General features: G+C 54.0%; 15 protein-coding genes and 3 pseudogenes. 14 read left to right on the top strand and 4 right to left on the bottom strand.

Features of this window, described 5'->3' with window-relative positions:
• The first annotated feature begins 18 nt into the window (after positions 1–18).
• The 5 genes from ACY1JZ_RS04450 (at position 19) to ACY1JZ_RS04430 (ending at position 7,064) form a co-directional block, all read left to right on the top strand.
• The gene (locus tag ACY1JZ_RS04450; protein WP_462628225.1) at positions 19–1,776 is read left to right on the top strand and encodes an ABC transporter ATP-binding protein; all 1,758 of its coding nucleotides are present in this window, start codon (positions 19–21) and stop codon (positions 1,774–1,776) included.
• Between the two features lie 106 nt (positions 1,777–1,882).
• Positions 1,883–2,716, top strand: a complete 834-nt coding sequence (locus ACY1JZ_RS04445; protein ID WP_270172455.1) for a DNA alkylation repair protein — start codon at positions 1,883–1,885, stop codon at positions 2,714–2,716.
• A gap of 196 nt (positions 2,717–2,912) precedes the next feature.
• Positions 2,913–3,917 (top strand): substrate-binding domain-containing protein, encoded by a 1,005-nt coding sequence (locus ACY1JZ_RS04440; RefSeq protein WP_270170820.1) that lies wholly within the window; start codon positions 2,913–2,915, stop codon positions 3,915–3,917.
• Positions 3,918–3,991: 74 nt separating this feature from the next.
• Positions 3,992–5,869 (top strand): cache domain-containing sensor histidine kinase, encoded by a 1,878-nt coding sequence (locus ACY1JZ_RS04435; protein WP_270170821.1) that lies wholly within the window; start codon positions 3,992–3,994, stop codon positions 5,867–5,869.
• Positions 5,835–7,064: a response regulator gene (locus ACY1JZ_RS04430; RefSeq protein WP_270170823.1), complete on the top strand. Its 1,230-nt coding sequence runs from the start codon at positions 5,835–5,837 to the stop codon at positions 7,062–7,064. The genes ACY1JZ_RS04435 and ACY1JZ_RS04430 overlap by 35 nt, the downstream gene beginning before the upstream one ends.
• Positions 7,065–7,278: 214 nt before the next feature.
• On the opposite strand, the pseudogene ACY1JZ_RS04425 reads toward ACY1JZ_RS04430, so the two are convergent.
• Together ACY1JZ_RS04425 and ACY1JZ_RS04420 are read right to left on the bottom strand one after the other, a co-directional pair.
• A pseudogene (locus ACY1JZ_RS04425) lies at positions 7,279–7,648 on the bottom strand (Rpn family recombination-promoting nuclease/putative transposase); the annotation flags it as partial.
• A gap of 161 nt (positions 7,649–7,809) precedes the next feature.
• Positions 7,810–8,172, bottom strand: a pseudogene (locus ACY1JZ_RS04420) (Rpn family recombination-promoting nuclease/putative transposase); the annotation flags it as partial.
• 163 nt (positions 8,173–8,335) lie between these two features.
• On the opposite strand from ACY1JZ_RS04420, the gene chvE reads away from it, so the two are divergent.
• The 3 genes from chvE (at position 8,336) to mmsB (ending at position 12,191) form a co-directional block, all read left to right on the top strand.
• On the top strand, positions 8,336–9,397 hold the full coding sequence (gene chvE, locus ACY1JZ_RS04415) for a multiple monosaccharide ABC transporter substrate-binding protein (RefSeq protein WP_270170825.1): 1,062 nt from the start codon (positions 8,336–8,338) through the stop codon (positions 9,395–9,397).
• A 98-nt stretch (positions 9,398–9,495) separates the two neighbouring features.
• Positions 9,496–11,031 (top strand): multiple monosaccharide ABC transporter ATP-binding protein, encoded by a 1,536-nt coding sequence (mmsA, locus tag ACY1JZ_RS04410; RefSeq protein ID WP_462628223.1) that lies wholly within the window; start codon positions 9,496–9,498, stop codon positions 11,029–11,031.
• The gene (gene mmsB / locus ACY1JZ_RS04405; protein ID WP_270170829.1) at positions 11,028–12,191 is read left to right on the top strand and encodes a multiple monosaccharide ABC transporter permease; all 1,164 of its coding nucleotides are present in this window, start codon (positions 11,028–11,030) and stop codon (positions 12,189–12,191) included. Before mmsA ends, mmsB begins: the two co-directional genes overlap by 4 nt.
• 149 nt (positions 12,192–12,340) lie before the next feature.
• Here the strand turns inward: mmsB and ACY1JZ_RS04400 are convergent, their stop codons facing one another.
• Entirely contained in the window at positions 12,341–13,921 is a 1,581-nt protein-coding gene (locus ACY1JZ_RS04400) for a sensor histidine kinase (protein WP_270170831.1), read from the bottom strand.
• Complete coding sequence (locus ACY1JZ_RS04395; RefSeq protein ID WP_462628222.1) at positions 13,918–14,592, bottom strand: response regulator transcription factor; 675 nt, start codon at positions 14,590–14,592, stop codon at positions 13,918–13,920. Before ACY1JZ_RS04395 ends, ACY1JZ_RS04400 begins: the two co-directional genes overlap by 4 nt.
• A gap of 197 nt (positions 14,593–14,789) precedes the next feature.
• Between ACY1JZ_RS04395 and ACY1JZ_RS04390 the strand changes: the two genes are divergently transcribed.
• From ACY1JZ_RS04390 to rpoD, 6 genes and pseudogenes are all read left to right on the top strand, one after another.
• Positions 14,790–15,383, top strand: coding sequence for an RNA polymerase sigma factor (locus tag ACY1JZ_RS04390; protein ID WP_270170833.1), 594 nt, complete (start codon positions 14,790–14,792; stop codon positions 15,381–15,383).
• 40 nt (positions 15,384–15,423) lie between these two features.
• Positions 15,424–16,956 carry an efflux RND transporter periplasmic adaptor subunit gene (locus ACY1JZ_RS04385; RefSeq protein WP_462628220.1) on the top strand — a complete coding sequence of 511 codons (1,533 nt, stop codon included), beginning with the start codon at positions 15,424–15,426 and terminating at the stop codon, positions 16,954–16,956.
• A 6-nt stretch (positions 16,957–16,962) separates the two neighbouring features.
• Entirely contained in the window at positions 16,963–17,670 is a 708-nt protein-coding gene (locus ACY1JZ_RS04380) for an ABC transporter ATP-binding protein (RefSeq protein ID WP_462628219.1), read from the top strand.
• Positions 17,660–18,829, top strand: a complete 1,170-nt coding sequence (locus ACY1JZ_RS04375) for an ABC transporter permease (RefSeq protein WP_270170837.1) — start codon at positions 17,660–17,662, stop codon at positions 18,827–18,829. The genes ACY1JZ_RS04380 and ACY1JZ_RS04375 overlap by 11 nt, the downstream gene beginning before the upstream one ends.
• Before the next feature lie 118 nt (positions 18,830–18,947).
• Entirely contained in the window at positions 18,948–20,516 is a 1,569-nt protein-coding gene (locus tag ACY1JZ_RS04370; protein ID WP_462628218.1) for an ATP-binding protein, read from the top strand.
• A 262-nt stretch (positions 20,517–20,778) separates the two neighbouring features.
• Positions 20,779–21,726: pseudogene (rpoD, locus tag ACY1JZ_RS04365) on the top strand (RNA polymerase sigma factor RpoD); the annotation flags it as partial.
• Positions 21,727–21,979 lie beyond the last annotated feature (253 nt).

The following is a 21,979-nucleotide window of genomic DNA, read 5'->3' as shown; positions in this document are numbered from 1 at the left end:
GAAGGAGCTATGCGACTCATGAACGAACAGCAATCCCATGCGCCTGAGCAGCAAGTAAACTGGCGCATGTTTTACCAACTGCTCAAGCAAACAAAGCCGCCCCGGATCTTGCTGGGGCTTGCTGTGCTGTTGAGTGTCATCAACACGCTCGCCAGTCTGATTGTGCCACTATTGCTCAAGGAGCTGGTGGACGGATTCGCGGCATCGGCATTATCCGTCTCCCATATCGTCTGGATCGGGGCGGCTTTTCTCGCCCAGGCTGCTGCGGGAGGCGTGGCCTCCTATATGCTCCATCGCTCAGGCCAGCATATGGTTGCCGGCATTCGCAGCAGGCTGTGGAGCAAGCTGCTAGTACTCCCTGTGCCTTACTATGACAAGAATCGCACAGGCGAGACGGTGAGCCGTATGACCAATGATACGAATGTGGTCCGTGCACTCATTAGCGATCATCTGACTAATTTTGCGACGGGGCTGGTTGCGATAGCAGGCGCAGTGACGCTGATGCTCGTACTGGACTGGAAGATGACGCTCGTACTGCTGTCCGCGCTGCCGGTGACGGTGCTTGTCATGATACCGCTGGGCCGCATGATGCACCGCATCTCGCGGGGGATGCAGGATGAGACCGCACGCTTCAGCGGTGTGCTGAACCAGGTGCTTATGGAGATTCGTCTCGTCAAGCTGTCGGGCTCGGAACGGCTGGAGCGTCAGAATGGCGAACAAGGCATCCGCAACCTATACGAGTATGGGCTGCGAGAGGCGCGTGTACAAGCATGGATTGGACCGCTAATGTCATTTGTGATGATGGCCATGCTTGTCGTCATTATCGGCTATGGCGGCTTACGGGTCGCTTCGGGCGCTCTGTCTGCGGGTGACCTGGTTGCTTTCATTCTGTATCTGGTGCAGATCATTATGCCGGTCGGCCAAATCACCCAGTTTGTTACTCAATTGCAAAAGGCGCGCGGAGCCACCGAACGGATTACTGCAACGCTGGAGGAGCCTGAGGAGGATCAGGAGGCGGGCGCCGAGCTGCGCGATCCGCGGCAGCCGCTCAAGGTAGAGCGGGTGACGTTTGCCTATGAGGGTGAACAGGCTGTATTGAGCGAGGTCAGCTTTACAGCGGAGCCAGGAAAAGTGACGGCGATCGTAGGCCCAAGCGGCAGCGGCAAAACCACGCTCTTCTCGCTCCTGGAGAGGTTCTACCATCCGCAGGAGGGCGGGATTGTACTTGGTGAGATGAACATTGCTCATTATTCGTTGCGTTCCTGGCGCAGAGCGATCGGTTATGTATCGCAGGACAGCCCGATTCTCGCGGGAACGATACGCGAGAATATAACGTATGGCCTGGAGCAGGAGGTAACAGATGTCGAATTGCACGAGGCGGCCAGGCTTGCCTATGCGGACGAGTTCATTAAGGCGCTGCCTCAGGGCTATGATACGGAGGTAGGCGAACGGGGAGTGAAGCTGTCTGGCGGGCAGCGGCAGCGAATCGGCATCGCTCGCGCCTTGCTGCGCAATCCGGCGATTCTCATGCTGGATGAGGCAACAGCGAGTCTGGATAGCAACTCGGAGAAGGCGGTGCAGCTTGCGCTGGAGACGTTGATGGAGGGGCGGACGACGCTCGTCATTGCCCATCGACTGTCGACCGTGATGGATGCGGATCGCATCGTGTTTGTCGATCGTGGCAAGGTGACCGGGATCGGCACTCATGCGGAGCTGCTGGACAGCCATGAGCTGTACCGGGAGTTCGCCATGAGGCAGCTACAGATTTCCGAATGAGCGGATACGGGGATGCGGTCTAAATAGTGGAGCTGCGTTAGCTATACAGCTATTCAAGGCAACTGAAGGTGGAACGATACGATACAAAGGGGGAAGTGTGATGGGGATGAAGGAGCAGGAGAGGCCAGCCTCTCTATTAGAGCGCAAGGGAGCGCAAACAGCTAGCGCCATTCCAGCGGAGGTGCTGGATGGCTTGAATAGCGGACAGCTCGCCAGTGTCAACTTGACGGAATGGCTCGCCGTGGATCATATCAGGCTGCTGGGAACTGTGCTTGGCGAGCTCGGCCTGGAGCAGGAGTATGCCGAGCTCGCTGCCCGGCTGCAAGCTGTCGAGCGCAAAGCCATGCGATGGATTCCGGCGATCGCCAAGGAGCTGCGGCTGTTGAGTGATAGACTGCCAGATGGCGGCGGCGAACGCTTATCTCAAGCGCTATCCGCGCATCTGTCGGATAGTGTGCGCTGCTGGGCGGCATACATGGTTGTACAAGACGGGGAGCAATCGCTTGCCCTGCTGCTTCAGCGTATTCGCCCATTTGCCGCTGACGTGCATTTTGGCGTGCGAGAGATCGCCTGGATGGCTGTCAGAGAGCCGCTGGCTGCGCAACTGACAGATGCCATCACGCTGTTGCAGCCGTGGGTATTGGAGGATGATCCGAATGTGCGGAGGTTTGCAGTTGAAGTGCTGCGTCCGCAAGGCGTGTGGGCCAGACATATCGCCGAGCTGAAGCAGCATCCCGGCTTGGCGCTGCCATTGCTGGAGCCGCTACGATCGGACGAGGCTCAATATGTGCAGGATTCGGTCAGCAATTGGCTGAATGATGCGAGCAAGACGCAGCCTGCCTGGGTTGTGGAGGTCTGTGATCGCTGGCTTGCCCTGTCCGATAGCAAGGCGACACAGCGTATTGTCAAACGAGCGAGGCGCACGATCGATAAGAAATAGACGGAGTAGAACGGAACCTGCTGTTCTCATCAGGCTTCGGCCGCAGATCGCATCCTGTACAGGTTGTGGTCTGCGGTTTATTTGTCATGGGTGTCTACATCGCTTCGGAGGCTCCTATTACGCAATTTTTTGGAGATTATAGGTTTCTTCTGGTGTATAATACCATTGCATCTATCATTTGATTGGAGGGAGCGGATTGCGCAAGCTCGTTTTTGTGTACGGCTTGTTAATTGCCAGCTTTGCGTTGTATTTGACGACCTCGCTGCGCGACAGCCCATCTGATCCGGGTCTGGGTATCGGACTTCAGGGGAGTATAGAGGAGAAATATGTGATGGTTACGTTCCAAGCTGGCATTGATTATTGGAAGGGATGCCTGAAGGGGTTTGAGGATGCGGCTGAGGCGTTGAATGTGTCTGTCGCCTACCGTGGATCGACCCGTTATGATCTGCAAGAACAGATCACCGTGCTCGAGCAGGTGATTGCCAAGCGCCCTGCAGGCATTGCCATATCGGCGATGAACCCGGACGAGCTGACGCCAACGATTAACAAAGCGATTGAAGCCGGCATTCCGATTGTGCTGTTCGACTCGGGTGTGATGAACAGCAAGGCCTATTCCTTGCTGGCCACCAATAATTATGAGGCAGGGGCAGCAGCCGCTCACAAGATGGCTCAGATGGCAGGGGGGCATGGACAGATCGGAATCATTACGCTGCCTCATCAGTTGAATCATCAGCAGCGCACGGAGGGCTTCAAGGCGACCATTGCGGAGCATTATCCGAATATGGAGATCGTAGATGTGCGCAATGGCAAAGGGGATCAACTGGTGTCCCGCCAGGAGGCTATATCGCTTATGGAGAGCTACCCCGCACTTGTCGGCATCTTCAACACCGATGCCATCGGGGGCATCGGTGTGGGCGAGGCGGCTATTCGCATGGGGAGGCAAGGGGAGCTGAAGATTATTGCATTTGATACGGATAAGGGAACGCTCGATATGATCGAGAAGGGCGCCATTCAGGCAACAGTCGCACAAGGAACATGGAATATGGGATACTGGTCGCTGCAATTTTTGTTTCACCTGCACCACGGTCTGACGGGCTCTGGCTATAGCAAGGCTTCGTCCAGCTACCCGCTCCCGGTCTATGTGGATACGGGGATTACGATCGTGACTCGTGCAAATGTGAGCGATTACATCGCGAAGTGAGGCAGTTGAAGGCGTAGACAACCCGTTCCGCTACTCGGGCGAATACTGGGATAAGTAAGCTGCAGGAGGAAACGATGATGCAAAGCAGCAGACTGAATCTGAACAATCTGCCGATTCGGTATAAGCTCGTTGTTCATTTTCTGTTAATCAGCATTCTGCCCTCGCTTGGCATCGGACTGCTCGTCAGTTGGACGGCCGATCGAATCATCGGGGAGCAGATTACAGACAATACGCTACAATTAATCAGCAATGTGAACCGCGCGTTGGACAACTATGCCGGAAATATGCAGAATATTACCTATTTTGTTGCTTTCAATGCGGATGTAAAACGTTTTCTGGAGGGTTCATCCCAGGTGGCCGCACGTATGCCGGGTGAGGATGAGCATTATGAGATCAAGCAGTTTCTACAGGGGTTCTCCAATCTGTACCCCGAGATTGCTGGCATCCTCGTCGCCAACAGCCGCGGAGACTATATCAGTAATGAGCTGTATGCGCGCAGACCAGCCCCCCTGATGGAGGAAGGGTGGTACCAGATGGCAGTAGAGAAGAAGGGTATCTTCACGATTATCGGCCACCCCGCAGGACGCAATCTCATCTCTCATTATGATTACCAGGAGAATGAGCTGGTGAGCATGGCACGGGCGGTGCTCGACCCGGAGACACAGCGGGTGCAGGGGGTAGTGCTAATCGATCTCAAGCTGAGAGTCATTGCGGAGGCGGCCAAGGATGTCAGACTGGGCAAGAGCGGCTATTTGACCGTTATGGATGAGGTTGGGGAGATGATCTATGCTCCGGCGCGCCCCTTTGTCGGGGAGATTCCGGTGCAATGGCTGGAGGACAATCCATCAGGGCACTTCTCCAGAGCAGTAGGAGGAGAAAGGCTGCAGTTCATCTTCCGGCAGTCGACATTTACGGGCTGGACGACAGTTGGCGTGTTTCCCACATCGGACGTAGCCGCCAAGGTGCGGGAGCTGCGCATGTATGCCGTGAGCCTTGCCTTCATCGTCTGTCTGCTGGGCATAACCGCCTCTCTGTATTTGTCCCATACGATCTCCAGGCCAATCGGCCAATTAATGTCCTTCATGAGAAAAGCGGAGGCAGGCGATCTGACGGTGCGTTATTGGGGGAGGAGGCTTGACGAGGTGGGGCAGTTGGGACGCAGCTATAATACGATGCTGGCGCAGATGAGCCGGCTGATCACGCTGACCGAGCTGCAGGAGCGCCAGAAACGCGAGGCAGAGCTGCGTAGTCTGCAGGCTCATATTAAGCCGCATTTTTTATATAATACGCTGGAAACGATCCAATGGCTGGCACGCAGGAAAGGGGCGGAGGACGTGGCGGAGGTAGTGGATGCCTTGTCCAGCCTGTTCCGAATCGGGCTGAACGGGGGCAACGACCGCATCGCGCTTGTGGAGGAGTTCGAGCATATCCGCAGCTATCTCACGATTCAGCAAACTCGCTACCGAGGCAAGCTGCATACCAGTATCCAGATTAGCGAGGAGGTACAGGATGTCTATGTGCTCAAGCTGCTGCTGCAACCCCTGGTTGAGAATGCGATCTATCATGGCATCAAGTCACGCAGAGGACCGGGGCGAATCTGGGTGAAGGCGGAGCTGCAGGAGAGCAGGCTGGTGCTTACGGTGCAGGATGACGGGGCAGGCATGGAGAAGGAGCAACTGGAGCGGCTGCGTGCCCGTTTGCAGCGGTCTGTGGAGGATCAGGAGCGCGAGGAGCGAGGGACAGGAGGCTATGGACTACATAACGTGCAGGCGCGCATTAATCTGACCTTTGGCGACCCGTATGGATTGCGTGTGGAGAGCGAGCGCGGAGGGGGAACCCTCATTCAGATTATTCATCCCGTGCTTCGCATCACTGAATCGAAGCCGCTGGCAGTGAAACAGGAAGGGGGAAGCGACAGTGGGACGACTGTGGAAGGTGCTGATCGCAGATGACGAGCCGATCATTCGCGAAGGCATCATGGATGCGGTGGATTGGCAGACGCTCGGCATGGAGCAGCCCATAGAGGCCGAGGATGGCGAGGAAGCACTGGAGCTTGCACGTGCTATCCTGCCGGATATTATGCTGGTCGACTTAAACATGCCCATCAAGGGCGGCATGGAATTGATTCGGGAGGTGCGCGGGCGGCTGCCCGACTGCAAGATCATCATTATAACGGGGCATGACGAGTTTCAGTATGCACAAGAAGCGATCCGGCTTCAGGTGGACGATTATATATTGAAGCCGACTCGCCCCGTCCAGTTGCAACAGGTGCTGGCTGCTATGGGGCAGCAATTGGCTGAACGGGAGCGTCAGCGGCAGGAGCAGCAGGAGCAGCAGCTTGCGTCCAGACAGATGATGAAGAATATTCCTGTGCTTCGGGTACGCTTATGCCAGGAGTGGCTACAGGGGGAATTGTCCGATCGCGAGGCGCACGAGCAACTGAGATTGCTACAGCTTCCTGCGAGCAATCCGCACATGTGTGCGGTCATTCATTGGTCCGAATTGACGAGCGGTACGCCAGGCATGCGCGAGAGGGATCGGCAGCTATTGTTGTATGCGATGGAGAATATTGCATCGGAGTGGCTGCATGGAGCAACGTATGTGCTGTTTCGCGATACCGCGGGACTGATCGTATGCTGCGTCTGGGAGCAGGTGGACGATGCCGTATGGCTGGGAATGGTTCGATCAGTGGAGGAGTATCTCAAGCTACAGGTGGTCTTTCACACCGAGTTTGTGGGGCAGCATGCGCAGGATGTAGTCACGGCGTACAACAATTGTAAGGCGGCAGTATATCGAGAGGGACGCATTTCTCCAACGGTTCGCAGAGCGCGCCGCTATATTCGCGAGCATTACGCTGATTCCAGCCTATCGCTGGAACGAATTGCGGCAGAGCTTCGCGTCAACCCGGTGTATCTAAGCCGGATCATCAAGCAGGAGCTGGGCATGGCGTTCAGCAGCCTGCTGGCGGAATACCGCATCCAATGCGCGACGAGGCTGCTGCGTACAACGGATCTGGCGATCTGCGACATAGCCGAGCGATCCGGCTACGACAGCCAGCACTACTTCAGCACAGCCTTTAAGAAGGCAACAGGTACTTCCCCTACACAATATCGCCGAACGGGGAGCATGGGGCAGGAACTGGGCTAGGAGGTCGCATCTCACAAGGCGGAAGAATTAACCCAATATTTTGAAAATACAAGCGATTATAGTCCAGCCAAGAAGACGTTTGTGAAGAAAATGGAGCAACTTGACCTAGCTTAGTTTGAAGAAGGATAACACCATCAAGCCGCCTTTTGAGCAAGGCGGCTTGAATATGGCCAATTATTAACAGTCAATGGTGGAGGCGGCTCTTTACACGGGGTTATTCCTGCTGCAATGACCTCACATCGGCTTCAGACAATCCACTGACCTCTGCAACGAGCTTTATTTCGATAACCCAGCTTGAGCATGTTTATGGCAATCTCTACTGCTTTCTGTCGTTCACCCTCAGCTTTGCCGAGTTCCTTCCCTTGCTCAAGCCCTTGCTGAAGCCCTTGCTTTGTAGCCCATGAGATCATGGATGCCTCATCATGCAGATACTTTTGTCTGGCCTCATACAAACGCCTCGTCTCACGATCCTGACTAAGAAATTCCAAGGTGGTCATGGCTTTTTTTAGTACGGGTTCATTCATTTTCAGCACCTCCCAGTTAGACTTATCGATTCCTTTGAGAAATAAAAGCCAGTTAACTAGGGCGTGTCTTCAAGCTCCGACGGGAGCAGATTTCGCCGAATTTTCGTTCCGGGCAAGGCACGTTCTCGCAGGCGTACCGGGGTACGTCAAGAGAACGTAACGCAGCACGGGGCGAAAAGGCGGTGAACGATGCCCTTGAGCGGGTTTGAAGACACGCCCTAACCACCCTCCATCGGAACTGCCTTATCATCAAGCTTAGGCAGCTCGATAAAGTGAATTTCAATATCATCTGTCAAGGCAATTCCAGAGCGATCTTCCTTAAGATGAAACACGCTATGGTAAAGATCATTAGGCAGGCATTCATAATTTAATATATTAATGGTGACACACTTTTTCAGTTCATCATAACGCTGTCCTTCTTGAAGCTGGCTTGAATAACGCTTGCTCCAATAGTAGAGGGTGCGTTTCTCAATATCATATTTATTGAATAGCTGCATCTCTACATTTATAAGCTTGCCTTCAGCAGTCTTGGCCCAAATATCGAAGATAGACTGTTTATCCTGCGGGGAGTCCTTGTCCGTATATTGGGTTTTATTATACCAGTCCCCCATATGATTTGCATTCTTCAAGGCGATAGCCAAGTGACCAAAAAGTAAAAAAATCATAAAAAATGTAGCTTATGTGAAAAGACGTCATGGAGCCTTCTTCCCTATAATCGGTGTAGACTAACCGAAAGGGGTATCTGACATGAAAAAAGGAATCATCGCCTTGCTTGCGGTCATGCTGATCTTCACGCTGGCTGCTTGCTCCAACGAAGGAGGAGAAGCGGGCAGTGTAGGCATCGCAATGCCTACGAAGTCTTCGGAAAGGTGGGTGGGTGACGGGGCAAATATGAAAAAAGAGTTTGAGAGCCTCGGCTACTCCGTTGATCTGCAATATGCAGAGGATGTGGTAGAAAACCAGGTTTCTCAGATCGAGAATATGATTACGAAGGGTGTCAAAATTCTCGTTATTGCCTCGATTGACGGGGAAGCGCTGACCGATGTGCTGAACAAAGCCAGCAAGCAGGACATCAAGGTCATCGCCTATGACCGTCTTATCATGAAAAGTGAGCATGTCAGCTATTACGCTACCTTTGACAACTTCAAGGTCGGTGTACAGCAGGCATCCTACATCGAGGAGAAGCTTGGTCTGAAGGATGGCAAAGGGCCGTTCAATATCGAACTGTTCGCGGGCTCGCCGGATGACAATAATGCCTACTTCTTCTTTGATGGCGCGATGTCGGTCTTGAAGCCGTACATCGATAACGGCAAGCTGGTCGTGCGCAGTGGGCAGACGACGATTGAGCAAGTGGCCACACTGCGCTGGGATGGCGCGTTGGCGCAGTCGCGGATGGATAATCTGCTGAGTGCCCACTACTCCGACTCCAATCTGGATGCAGTGCTCTCTCCGTATGACGGCATCAGCATCGGCATCATCTCTTCCCTGAAGGGCGTCGGTTACGGCGGCAGCAAGCCGTTGCCGGTCATTAGCGGCCAGGATGCGGAGCTGGCGTCGGTAAAATCGATCATCGCTGGCGAGCAGACGCAGACCGTGTTCAAGGATACGCGCGAGCTGGCGAAGAAAGCGGTGCAGATGGCCGATTCGCTGCTTAAAGGCAAGGAAGCTGAGGTCAATGATACAAAAACGTACAACAATGGCGTCAAAATCGTTCCTTCCTACCTGCTCGAGCCGGTCTCAGTCGATAAGAGCAACTACGAGGAAATTTTGGTAAAGAGCGGATACTACACCGAGGATCAGTTGAAATAAGGACTTGACCGACTGCCCGTATTCGAGGCAGAGGGCTGCGCCCTTCCCTTGCGGGGAGGGGCGGCTTGCGGTTGTATGATGGAGGTGACAACGAAGCGATGACAGAACTGTTGCTGGAGATGAAGGGCATTACGAAGGAATTTCCGGGAGTAAAGGCGCTGGATGGCGTCAATCTGAAGGTTAGAAAAGGCGAGATTCATGCATTAGTGGGTGAGAATGGCGCGGGCAAATCTACCTTGATGAAGGTATTGAGCGGGGTCTATCCGCATGGAAGCTATGCCGGAGATATTTTGTTCAAGGGACGGGTCTGCGAATTCAAAACGATCAAACAAAGCGAAGGGATCGGCATCGTCATCATCCATCAGGAGCTGGCGCTTGTCCCGTACCTGTCGATTGCAGAAAATATCTTCCTTGGCAATGAACAGGGAGCCCGCGGCATCGTAGATTGGGGGCGCACCTTCAGCCAGGCCAAGGCATTGATGAGCAAGGTCGGACTGGAGGAATCGCCGGATACGCTCATTACCCATATCGGAGTAGGCAAGCAGCAGCTCGTCGAGATCGCCAAGGCGCTTGCCAAGCAGGTCGAGCTGCTTATACTGGACGAGCCGACAGCGGCGCTGAATGAGGATGACAGCGATAATCTGTTGGAGCTGCTGCTTGCCCTTAAGGAGCAAGGCATCTCATCCATTCTCATCTCTCACAAGCTCGGCGAGGTAGCGAAAGTAGCCGATTCGCTGACGGTGCTGCGGGATGGACAGACGATCGAGACGCTGGACATGAAGCGCGATCAGGTAACGGAGGAGCGAATCATTAAAGGCATGGTTGGCCGCGACCTGACGCAGCGGTATCCAACGAGAACGCCACGGATCGGGGAGGTCTTGTTCTCCGTCGATAACTGGACAGTCGCCCATCCGCTCCATCCCGAACGAATGGTCATCGACAAGGCCGCCTTACAGGTTCGCCGGGGAGAGATCGTCGGTATAGCTGGATTGATGGGGGCGGGTCGCACGGAGCTGGCGATGAGCATATTCGGCCAGGCATATGGGCGGAAGCTCAGCGGGCGGATGGTGCTGGACGGTAAGGAGGAGCAACTGACGACGATCGATCGTGCGATCAAGGCAGGCATTGCCTATGTTACGGAAGATCGCAAGCAATATGGGCTAATCTTAATGGATGATATTAAACGCAATATTTCACTAGCCAATCTGGGGCGCATCTCACGCCGTCTCGTCATTGACGAGCATGAGGAGATCCGGCATGCCGAGCAATTTCGCAGTCAGATGAATATTAAGACACCGTCGATTCTGCAGAAGACAGGCAATCTGAGCGGGGGCAATCAGCAGAAGGTCGTCCTGAGCAAATGGATGTTCACAGAGCCCAAGCTGCTGCTGCTCGATGAGCCGACACGCGGAATCGACGTCGGAGCCAAATATGAGATTTATTCCATCATCCATCAACTGGCTGATGAAGGGAGAGGGGTACTGCTCATCTCCTCCGAGCTTCCTGAGCTGCTGGGGATGTGCGACAGAATCTATGTCATGAGCGAAGGGCGCATTACCGGAGAGCTGCCGCGCAGCGAGGCGAGCCAGGAACGGCTCATGAAGCTGATGACAGAGAGTGGAGGGACATCATGACAGGATTATCGAAGCTGTTCAAGGCCAATATGAGACAGTACGGCATGTTAGTCGCACTGGCACTTATCATGATTTTATTTCAATTATTATCGGGCGGCATCCTGCTCAAGCCGCTCAACGTGACTAATCTGATTCTGCAAAACAGCTACATTCTCGTTTTGGCGATCGGGATGGTGCTGATCATCATTACGGGACATATTGACCTGTCTGTCGGCTCCGTGGCAGCCTTCATCGGCGCTATCTCTGCGATTCTGATGATTGATCTGCAATGGTCGCCCTATATCGCAGTACCGGTATCACTGCTGGCAGGTGCGTTGATTGGAGCATGGCAGGGGTTCTGGGTTGCCTATGTGAAGATCCCCTCCTTCATCGTTACGCTGGCGGGCATGCTGCTGTTCCGGGGAGCGACGATGATTGTCCTCAAGGGCCAGTCGATCTCTCCGTTTCCAGAAGGCTTCCAGAAGATCAGCACAGGATTTCTGCCAGATGTAGCCTCAGGAGCTGCACTGCACACCGTAACGCTCGGCTTGGGCGTAGTGCTGTCGATTATTCTGGTGTTCAGCGAGCTGCGCAATCGGCGTATCCAGCAGAAGCATCACTTCGAGGTGCTTCCGGCAGGGCTGCTAGCCTTGAAGCTGGCGGCGATGATTGCTGTGCTCAATATTTTCACCTACACATTAGCGCGTTATGAGGGAATACCGAATATTTTAATTATTTTGTTCATCCTTGTCGTAGCCTATAGCTTCGTTATGAAGCGCTCCGTCATCGGGCGGCATATCTATGCGCTTGGGGGCAATAACAAAGCGGCAGAGCTGTCGGGTGTGAAGACGAAGCGTGTGACCTTCTGGGTGTTTGTCAACATGGGGGTGCTGGCGGCGTTATCCGGTCTGATCTATGCGGCACGTTTGGGCGCTGCGACGCCAAAGGCCGGCAATCTGTTCGAGCTGGATGCCATTGCAGCCTGCTTCATTGGGGGAGCCTCCGCTTATGGCGGAGTCGGCACTGTGGTTGGAGCTATCATCGGTGGCTTGGTGATGGGCGTCATGAATAACGGGATGTCGCTCGTTGGTCTGGGCATCGACTGGCAGCAAGGGATTAAAGGTCTAGTACTGCTGTTGGCCGTTGGATTTGATATTTATAACAAGAACAAGTCCGGTTAACGTATCAGGACGAAGACTGATAGAATAGGCTAGAGCCACACTCTGCGCACAAGGCGCGCGGGGTGTGGCTCTAGCCTTCTGTCGGTTAGATCGCTGTGCTGTGGCATATGTCTAGCCATAATTGAACCAATGACTCCACACTATTCTTGCTAACGCAGCGGCAGTGAGATATGGAAGGCCGCTCCCTCGCCATAGGAGCTGCTAAGCCGGATGGCTCCTTGGTGGGCTTCGATAATCGATTTCGTGATCGCTAGCCCAAGCCCTGAGCCGCCGTATTTGCGGGTGCGGGATGAATCGCTGCGATAGAAGCGCTCGAAGATCTGGCTGTGATGCTCGGGCTTGATACCTGTACCGTTATCAGTAACGGAGAGCAGGGCGTGTGTGCTGTCCGTGTGCAGGGAGATCGTAATGACGCCACTATGGGCATCGGTATGCTGAACCGCGTTCTGGTAGAGATTCAGCAGTGCTTGCTTGATCTTGTCCGCATCACAGCAGATCGTCACCTGCGGCTGCAGCTCCAGCCGCAATATACGCTCTCCGGCGAGCATTGCAAGCTGTGGCTTCATCTCGGCGATCAGTAGATCGAGCTGCACGGGCTGCAGGGCTAGTGTAGGGCTCTGATCCAGCTTGGCGAGCGCCAGCAGATCCTCGACCAGCCCGTTCAGCCGCAGCGTCTCCCCGTACATGCTGCGCAGCGCCGCACTGCGCTGCTCTGGATGATCAGCCGCGCCGCGCCGCAACACCTCGACGAAGCCGTGGATGGAGGTGAGCGGCGTTCGGAGTTCATGCGAGGCATCGGCGACGAAGCGACGCATCTGCTCCTTCGCCTCGCGTTCAGATGCGAAGGAGTGCTCCAGCCGATCAAGCATGCCGTTAAAGCTGTGGGCCAGCCTTGCCATCTCCTCCTGACCCTGCTGCGGCAGCCGTTCCCCCAGACTGCCAGCATCGGTGCGCTCCACTGCTGCAATGATGTTAGATAGCGGAATGAGGGTGCGCCGAAGCACGGGCAGGTACACGAGCAGCCCCACAACAAGCGCGAGCAGCGCCAGCGCAGTAAAGATTAGCAGTTGGTTGACCAGCACCTCATGCATGCTGCCCGTTTCTAGTCCCATCTGGATGAGCGGCGGCTCACTTCCAGGAGCACGCGGGATGTGACGGAACACAACCAACTGCTCTACGCCGTCCGCATTTGCGATGACCTTGTAAGGAACCGGCTTTCGCTCCCTCAATTGGCTAGAGATCTGCTGATATTCCTGCTCGCTCAATCGTGGGGCAGCCGTCTCATGCTCTGCTCCGAGGTCGGAATAAGCTCCATCTTGCTGAATGACGGCCAAGGAGGTGCCAGGAGGGAGCAGGAAGCGCGGCGCTGATGTCCGTTCCCGCTGCGGCCATGTCAGAGAGCTGCTGTCCGGCGCAGCACGGGGCGTCTCCTCAGTCTCATCAGCGGGTGCGGGCGAGGCTTCTTCAGCGTCGCCAGAGGCGGGAGGGGTTCCAGATGGTATGCGAGTCTCCCCGAATCTGGCTGCGTCCCCAACGCCGCCGCCGACGCGCGCGAGGGACACTATCTGTGCAGCCAATGACTCTGCTTTGCTCCGATATAAGAAATCCTTCATGACAATGTATTGGAAGGTGCCGATTAGCAACAGCAGGGCTGCCAGCACAAGCAATGAACGGACGAGCAGCTCCTTGCGCAAGGAGCCGGAGTGGACAGAGATGCGCTCCTGCTTCATAGATCTACCCTGTAGCCCACTCCCCTTAGGGTGCGTATCAGGCGGTGCTCCTTGTCCCCCAGCTTGTCGCGCAACGAACGGATGTAGACCTCTACAATATTGTCCTCTCCGCCAAAGTCATATCCCCAGACCTTATCCAAAATCGTTGATTTGCTCAGTACAACTCCGTGATGAGCAACCAGAAACTTGAGCAGATCATATTCCGTGGGAGATAGCTTGAGTACCTGTCCGCGATAGTCGATCTCCCGCCCGCCATCATCGATCAGGAATGGACCGTAGGCGAGCTTGCCGAACAACTGAGGAAAATGATTGCGAAGGCGCGCATAAATGCGTGCCAGCAGCTCGCCAAAGCTGAACGGCTTCACCATATAATCGTCAGCTCCAAGCGTGAGTCCCTTGATCCGATCATCCACATCGTCCTTGGCTGTCAGCATAATGACGGCGACATTGCTGCCTTCGCCCTTCAGCAGTCGGCAGCTCTCGAATCCATCAATTCCTGGCATCATCACATCCATAATGATCACATGAGGCTCAAAGCTCTCCGCCAGATGAAGACCCGACAAGCCGTCTGCCGCAGTCTTAACCTCAAAGCCCTCGTTGCTCAGTCCCATCTCCAGAAAATCGAGAATATGCGGCTCGTCGTCGACAAGCAATAGTTTAACACCCTTCACCGTTCATCCACCCTTTATACCTATTAACTGCTTTCGCTTGGTTTGTAATTCTAAGTATAGTGAAGCGGCTAGAGGAAATACAAGTGCGGCTGTCCTTGATGCAGCAAACATTCAGCTTACACTCAGCTTCCATTCAGTCTCGTTTCAGGAGCGGTTGGGACAATGAGGGAAATGGGATGCAGCAGGGGGGAGCCGCAATGGGAAGCGCTGAGCATTTCTACAGTCTGATTCGTCCGTTGCAGGGAGAACTGATGCGCTATTGTCTGTATCTATCCTCTTCCAGGTGGGAAGCTGAGGATTTGTATCAAGATACCTTGTTAAAACTGTGGCGCTATTATCGTACCCGTCATTTCACCTCAATCACTCGGGCTCTGCTTGCAACGACAGCCAAGCGGCTGTGGATTGATCGGCACCGCAAGCAGGAGAGAGCTTCGCCTGCCGTAGCTCTGGAGCAGGTACTGCTCATAGGCAGACATAACGATTATGCTGCCTTGCGGGCGGTACTGGAATGGATGAGCGCCCATCTGTCTGTTCGCCAGCTTCGCCTGCTGGTGCTCTCCGAGGTGTACCGCTACTCCTATCAGGAGATCGCCGAGGAGATGAAGTGCAGCGTGTCTTCTGTCCGAATGATGCTGCATCGCTCGAAGAAGCTGCTGCGTGCTGGCGCTACCGGGCACCCCTTGGCAAGTATGGATCGAAGTGAGGAGATTGATCGCTGGACGAGCGAATTAATCACGGTTGGCACGGAACGGAGTGTTCTAATGCTGGATGGTCATGCCGGAACAGGTTAAAGACCGGTAAAGAAGGATCGAACATTTAGGAGGAGCATCAATGAAGAAATGGGTATTAGCGATTGCTGGTATCGTGCTGGTAGCTGTCGGAGTCTATCTGGGCTTCGCTTATCTATGGAAGGAAGAGACGGCTACGGCGACTGCGGTACGTACCACTCCGGTCATTCGGGGCAACCTGACGGTTACCGTCTCCGGCTCGGGAACGGTATCCGTTGTGAATGTGAAGCAGGTGATGAGTCCCGAGGAGGGGCAATTGGAAGCGTTGACTATTAAGGAAGGAGAGCTTGTTGCAAAAGGGCAGGTTATCGCCTCTTACGTCGCAGCCGATCATTCCGAAGAGATAAGGAAACTGGAGACATCGTTGACCAAGCAAGAGATGGAGCTGGAGAAGCTCAAGACCAAATACATAGAAGCCGAGGAGAGCAGCCGTCCTAATGTTCGGTATGAGATCGAATCCCTGAAGCTTGATATGGCTGCCAACGAACAGTCACTAGCTGAGTTAAAGGAGGAACAGGCGACGGTGACGACAATTACTGCGCCGATCGCCGGCAAAGTAACCGCCATACATATCAATGAAGCGGGTCAAAAGGTACAGAGCGGAGCAGCAATCTTGAGCATTACGGATTATAAGGAGCTCCAATCTGTCATTCAGGTGGATGAGTTGGATGTAACCAAAGTGAAGGTTGGACAGAAGGCAAAGGTTATGCTGGATGCGCTGGAGGAGATGGAGATAGAGGGCACCGTAACTGAGATTGCAGACGAGGGCAGCTCTCAGAACGGCGTCGCTTTGTTCGATGTGACGATTCAATTCCCGGCGCAGGAGGGGATTCGAATCGGTATGTCGGCTTCAGCCGAGATTACCGTTGACAGCAAGCAGGATGTGTTGATGGTGCCGATCGAAGCCATTCGTGAGGCTGGATCGCAAAAGATGGTGTTAGTTGCCGCGTCTGCTTCAGGAGCTAGTGGCTCGGGTGCAGGAAGCACTCCAGCCCGAGGTGGTCAGGGAGACGGCATGCCGCAAGGCAGAGGCAACGGCGCAGTTGGAGATGAGACGTCCGGCAGCAGGTCGGAGGCGGCGAGTGGACAGGCTGGATCGTCCGAGGTCGGACAGAGCGAACGGGCGAGTGCGGGTGCCAGTTCTAAGAGCAGTGCAGCCATGCGAGAAGAGCCACAGCTTCAGCAGACGGCTGAGGCAGAGCAGAGCAGGAGGGCGCAGACGCAGGGCGAGCAGCCCGAGGGCAGCCAGGGACCTGGGATGGCACAGAGGCAAGGTGGCAACCAGGGGCAAGGCAGAGCCGCAGGCGCGGCCAATGAAGCAGGCGGAATGATGCGATTCGTCACCGTAGGGGTTAGCAATGAAACCTATATCGAAATTATTAGCGGGCTGAGCGAGGGTGAGGAGGTTATATTGCCGACGATTGTTTCATCTGCCTCGCAGACGAACATGACAGGGTTTCCTGGAGCTGGCGGAGGTGGCTTCGGGGGCGGAGGTATGCCGGCGGGTGGCTTCTCAGGCGGAGGCGGCGGAATGCAGCGTCCCAGCTCAGGCGGCGGCGCTCAACGAGGAGGTTGACCGACTATGACTCAGAAGCGAAGTGTGGATATTGATATGAAGGACATCGTGAAGACCTATCAGATGGGCTCGGAAACATTAGTGACGCTCAAGAAGGTATCGTTGCAGGTGTATCGCGGTGAATTCATGGCGATTGTCGGCCCGTCCGGCTCGGGCAAGTCGACGCTGATGAATATTATCGGCTGCCTGGACACACCGACAGAAGGACAATACATTATTGACGGACAGGATACGAGCCGTCTGAGCGATAACCGTCTGGCGGAGATACGCAATCAGAAGATCGGGTTCATCTTTCAGAGCTTTCATCTGCTTCCACAACTGACCAGCCTGGAGAATGTCGAGCTGCCGCTGGTGTACCGCGGCTTGTCAGCCAAGCAGCGTCGTGACCAAGCCGTACAGATGCTAGCCCAGATGGGATTGGGAGACAAGCTCCATCACAAGCCTAAGCAGCTATCCGGCGGTCAGCAGCAGCGAGTTGCTATAGCGAGGGCGCTCGCCAGCGAGCCGGCTATCCTGCTGGCGGACGAGCCAACTGGTGCGCTTGATACGAAGACCGGGAGCGAGGTTATGGCGATCTTTCAGGAGCTTCACAAGCATGGCCATACCATCGTGCTCATTACACATGATCCGACGGTAGCGGAGAGCGCGGAGTCTGTCATCCGCATTACGGACGGTGTCGTTACAGAGGAGAGGAGAGGGAGCCGTGCAATTTAGCCAGGGTGTTCGTATGGCCTGGAAAAGCATCCTGGCCAACAAGCTGCGGACCGTGCTGACCATGCTGGGCATTGTCATTGGGGTGGCCTCCGTCATTACGCTGGTAGCAATCGGCAACGGAACGAAGCAGCAGGTGGAGGAGCAGATGTCCAGCCTGGGGACGAATCTGTTGTCGATCAGCATCAGCGGGCGCGGTGCAGTCAGCTCGCTGACTGTAGAGGAAGCCGAGGAGCTGGCTGGGCTGGATGGTGTGCAGGCGGTCTCTCCCATAGTCAGCGGCAACGTTCAAGCGAAGTACAAGGCGGAGAATGTGAATGTCACAGTGGAGGGAATTACTCCTGCCTATGAGACCGTTCGAGACGTTCACATCCAGAGCGGAAGATTTATTACGGCAATCGATGTCGAATACAGGCAGAAGGTTGCCTTGATCGGAACGGGTACTGCAGAGGATCTATTCGGCACAAGCCATCCTGTCGGGGAGTCGATCTCGCTGAACGGCAGCCGTTACAAGATTGTCGGGCTGCTGGAGGAACAGGGAAGCTCGCTGGGTGGCTCCAATGATAACAAGGTGATCATACCGATCTCGAGCGGCTCGCGACTGTTGCAGACCAAGGGAGTTCGTTCCATCTATGTTCAGGCGGATCATGACGCGAATATGGATCTTGTTGAGCTGGCGCTAGAGACGGAGCTGAACAAGAAATTCCGTGGTGCAGAAAATAGCTATAATCTTTTTAATCAAGCGGATCTGGTAGAGACGATCACAGCCGTATCTACGACATTGTCGAATACGCTGACAGGTATCGCGGGCATATCCTTGCTTGTTGGCGGTATCGGCATTATGAATATCATGCTGGTGTCAGTAACGGAACGGACACGCGAGATTGGCATACGCAAGTCGATTGGCGCCAAGCGCAGAGACATTTTGCTGCAATTTTTACTTGAGGCACTTGTAATTAGCGGTTTGAGCGGGGTTGTAGGAGTTGGGGCAAGCTACGCGGCCGCGTACCTATTGACGCAATCCGGTACGACAGCGATCATGACATGGGATACCATCGTCCTGTCGTTTGCCTTCTCGTTCGCCATCGGAATCACCTTCGGTATCTTCCCTGCGAACAAGGCATCGCGCCTGAAGCCGGTTGACGCACTGCGTTACGATTAATTCGGTCTGCTTGCTCCTATATGCCTTGTATTTAGGTGTCGGTGAACAAAGGCCTGCCAATCATGTATAATGGATGAAGGATAACCGGCGCCGGGGCAAGGTGATAGGAGGATTGTATTTGGAGCAGCAGGCTGCATTTGATTGGGAGCATATCGTTCGTCGACTCAAATCATCCGTTACGATAGCGGATGCGAGAGCGAAGGATTGTCCGTTGATCTATGTTAATCAGCAATTCGTCGAGCTTACAGGATATGAGGAAAGCGAGGTTTTAGGAAAGAACTGCCGTTTCTTGCAGGGGCCTGCTACGGATCCTGAGGCTGTCGGGCGTTTGCGCGAAGCGATTGCGAAGCGAGAGTCGGCCACTGTCGAGCTGTTGAACTATTGCAAGGATGGCCGTCCGTTCTGGAATGAGGTTAATCTCGATCCGATCTTTGATACGAATGGGGAATGCATCTATTTTGTCGGCATTCAATTCGAGATTACAGACCGCAAGCTGGCACAGCAGCAGCTTGTGGAGGCGGCCGCCGCTGCGGACGCTGCCAACGAAGCGAAGAGTCGGTTCATAGCCAATATGAGTCACGAGATTCGCACGCCGCTCAACGGGATTATGGGGATGACGGATCTCATGATGTTGACAGATATGACGCTAGAGCAGCAAGAAAACATGCATATCATCCAAAATTGCGCAGACACGCTGCTGCTATTGATGAACGATATTCTGGACTTGTCCAAAATAGAGGCCAACAAGCTGGTGACCGAGCAGATCGAGGTGAATATCCGTGAGCTTGTGGACACCACGGTTAAAGCTCATCTGCCCATTGCAGCGGAAAAACGGTTATCGATAGTGAGCCATGTTCTGCCGGAGGTGCCGCGTCAACTGCTAGGAGACCCGAATCGGCTGCGACAAGTATTAAACAACCTATTGGGCAATGCTGTGAAGTTTACCGATACAGGAATCATCAGCATAGTCGTCAGATTAGCAGGCATCGAGGATCGAACCGTTACCTTGCAATTTGAAATTCAGGATACGGGTATTGGTATCAGCCCAGCAGATCATGGCAAGCTGTTCAAGAGCTTTAGTCAGGTAGACGATTCCCATACGAGAAAATATGGCGGAACTGGTCTCGGACTTGCGATTAGCAAGCAACTGGTGGAGCTCATGGGTGGTCAGATTAGTGTGCAGAGCGAGTCGGGAGCAGGCAGCCTGTTCATGTTTACCGTTCCTTACAAGCGGATGGAGCAGTGGGAGGAGGAGCAAGTCGACCGTAATGACATGCTGCAGACCGAGCAATCTCTTCATATTCTGCTTGTCGAAGATGATGAGGTGAGCCAGATTGTTACCAGCCGCATGCTGGTGAAGCTGGGGCATACCGTCCAGGCTGCGTTCAACGGGAAGCATGCGCTAGAGCTATTGGAGCAGAATGACTTCGACCTGGTGCTGATGGATATTCAGATGCCGGTGTTGAATGGCTATGATACGGCCCGCGCGATCCGTGCCGATAAGTCCAAGGGCTATGCCCGCCTGCCGATCGTCGCTCTTACTGCTCATGCGTTCAAGGAAAACCACATTCGTATCCTCTCTGCCGGAATGAATGACACCTTAGCCAAGCCGCTAAAATTGGAAGAATTGCATCGAGTCATCGAGGCACTGAAGCGAGAGGAAGCCTACAGGCCGGAGCTGGAATAGCCCGGCTTATTGGGCTATCTGCTTATATGTAGGAAAGAAGGGGAAATATACAAAAAACCTTCTGGGTCAGAAGGTTAAGTACATATATTATGTTGAAGAAACTAATATATTATGATATAATAACACGAATGGTCTAACATCATAATCCAATATTAACACAAAAGAAAACTTTTGTCAACGTGGCTGAATACAGCATAGGGATGCGATGGGCCTTGGAATCATACGTTAGTGACACTGACATTGGGAAAACTGTGGGGTATGGTTAGCGGATCTTGGTATTAAGGTGGATGATGATATGGACGAGAAGCTTTCTTTATTGACAAATACGAATCAGGATAATGACGAGGGGTATGCAGACGATCTGTCCTTGCCTCCAGGCATGAATATCAATGATCCGGTACGCATGTATTTGAAAGAAATCGGTAGAGTGGGATTGCTGTCCGCTGATGAAGAGATTGAACTGGCGAAGCGGGCAGAGCAGGGCGATGAATTCGCCAAGCAGAGACTGGCTGAAGCGAATCTGCGCTTGGTGGTCAGTATTGCCAGACGGTATGCGGGCAGGGGAATGCTGTTCCTGGATCTGATTCAGGAAGGCAATATGGGTCTTATTAAAGCTGTCGAAAAATTTGATTATACAAAGGGATTTAAGTTTAGCACCTATGCTACCTGGTGGATTCGGCAGGCGATCACAAGAGCGATTGCCGATCAGGCTCGCACGATCCGTATCCCGGTACATATGGTGGAGACAATTAACAAGTTTATTCGTGTGTCGCGGCAACTGCTGCAGGAGCTGGGAAGAGAGCCTTCGCCTGAGGAGATCGCCAAGGAGATGGACTTGTCCCCGGACAAGGTCAGAGAGATTATGAAGATTGCACAGGAGCCTGTATCGCTGGAATCTCCGGTGGGCGAGGAGAATGATTCCAAGCTCGGCGATTTTATTGAGGATCAGGATGCGATGGCTCCAGCAGAATCGGCTGCTTATGAGCTGCTCAAGGAGCAGCTTGAGAATGTGCTGGATACACTGACAGAGCGGGAAGAGAACGTGCTTCGTTTGCGCTTCGGACTCGATGACGGCCAGCCGCGCACGCTGGAGGAGGTCGGCAAATTCTTTGGCGTAACGCGCGAGCGGATTCGCCAGATTGAAGCCAAGGCGCTGCGCAAGCTCAGACATCCTAGCCGCAGCAAGCAACTGAAGGATTTTCTTGAATAGATGGATGATAATTGAAGGGGTGACCCGAAAAATCAGCTTTCACTGATTTTTCGGGTCACCCCGTTTTTATTGCTTCGTAGGCTTCACATTGGTTTTCTCTTATGATATTTCCATCTGATTAGGTTTAGAATGACTAGTACGATATACAAGCCGCCCCATAAGGACAGAATGACATCCCATCCAAATTTAATGCCCTTCACAAATAACTCGTTTGCGAATGACTGTCCGTAATCGAATAACATGAAAAGGTAAT

Source organism: Paenibacillus sp. J5 (assembly GCF_054955055.1).
This window is presented reverse-complemented; position numbering and strand designations above follow the sequence as displayed.

Bases quoted from the DNA above. Each gene is read 5' to 3' on its own strand.
- ACY1JZ_RS04450 (WP_462628225.1), top strand. From the start codon at position 19: ATGAACGAACAGCAATCCCATGCGCCTGAGCAGCAAGTAAACTGGCGC.
- ACY1JZ_RS04445 (WP_270172455.1), top strand. From the start codon at position 1,883: ATGAAGGAGCAGGAGAGGCCAGCCTCTCTATTAGAGCGCAAGGGAGCG.
- ACY1JZ_RS04435 (WP_270170821.1), top strand. From the start codon at position 3,992: ATGATGCAAAGCAGCAGACTGAATCTGAACAATCTGCCGATTCGGTAT.
- chvE (WP_270170825.1), top strand. From the start codon at position 8,336: ATGAAAAAAGGAATCATCGCCTTGCTTGCGGTCATGCTGATCTTCACG.
- mmsA (WP_462628223.1), top strand. From the start codon at position 9,496: ATGACAGAACTGTTGCTGGAGATGAAGGGCATTACGAAGGAATTTCCG.
- mmsB (WP_270170829.1), top strand. From the start codon at position 11,028: ATGACAGGATTATCGAAGCTGTTCAAGGCCAATATGAGACAGTACGGC.
- ACY1JZ_RS04400 (WP_270170831.1), bottom strand. From the start codon at position 13,921: ATGAAGCAGGAGCGCATCTCTGTCCACTCCGGCTCCTTGCGCAAGGAG.
- ACY1JZ_RS04390 (WP_270170833.1), top strand. From the start codon at position 14,790: ATGGGAAGCGCTGAGCATTTCTACAGTCTGATTCGTCCGTTGCAGGGA.
- ACY1JZ_RS04385 (WP_462628220.1), top strand. From the start codon at position 15,424: ATGAAGAAATGGGTATTAGCGATTGCTGGTATCGTGCTGGTAGCTGTC.
- ACY1JZ_RS04380 (WP_462628219.1), top strand. From the start codon at position 16,963: ATGACTCAGAAGCGAAGTGTGGATATTGATATGAAGGACATCGTGAAG.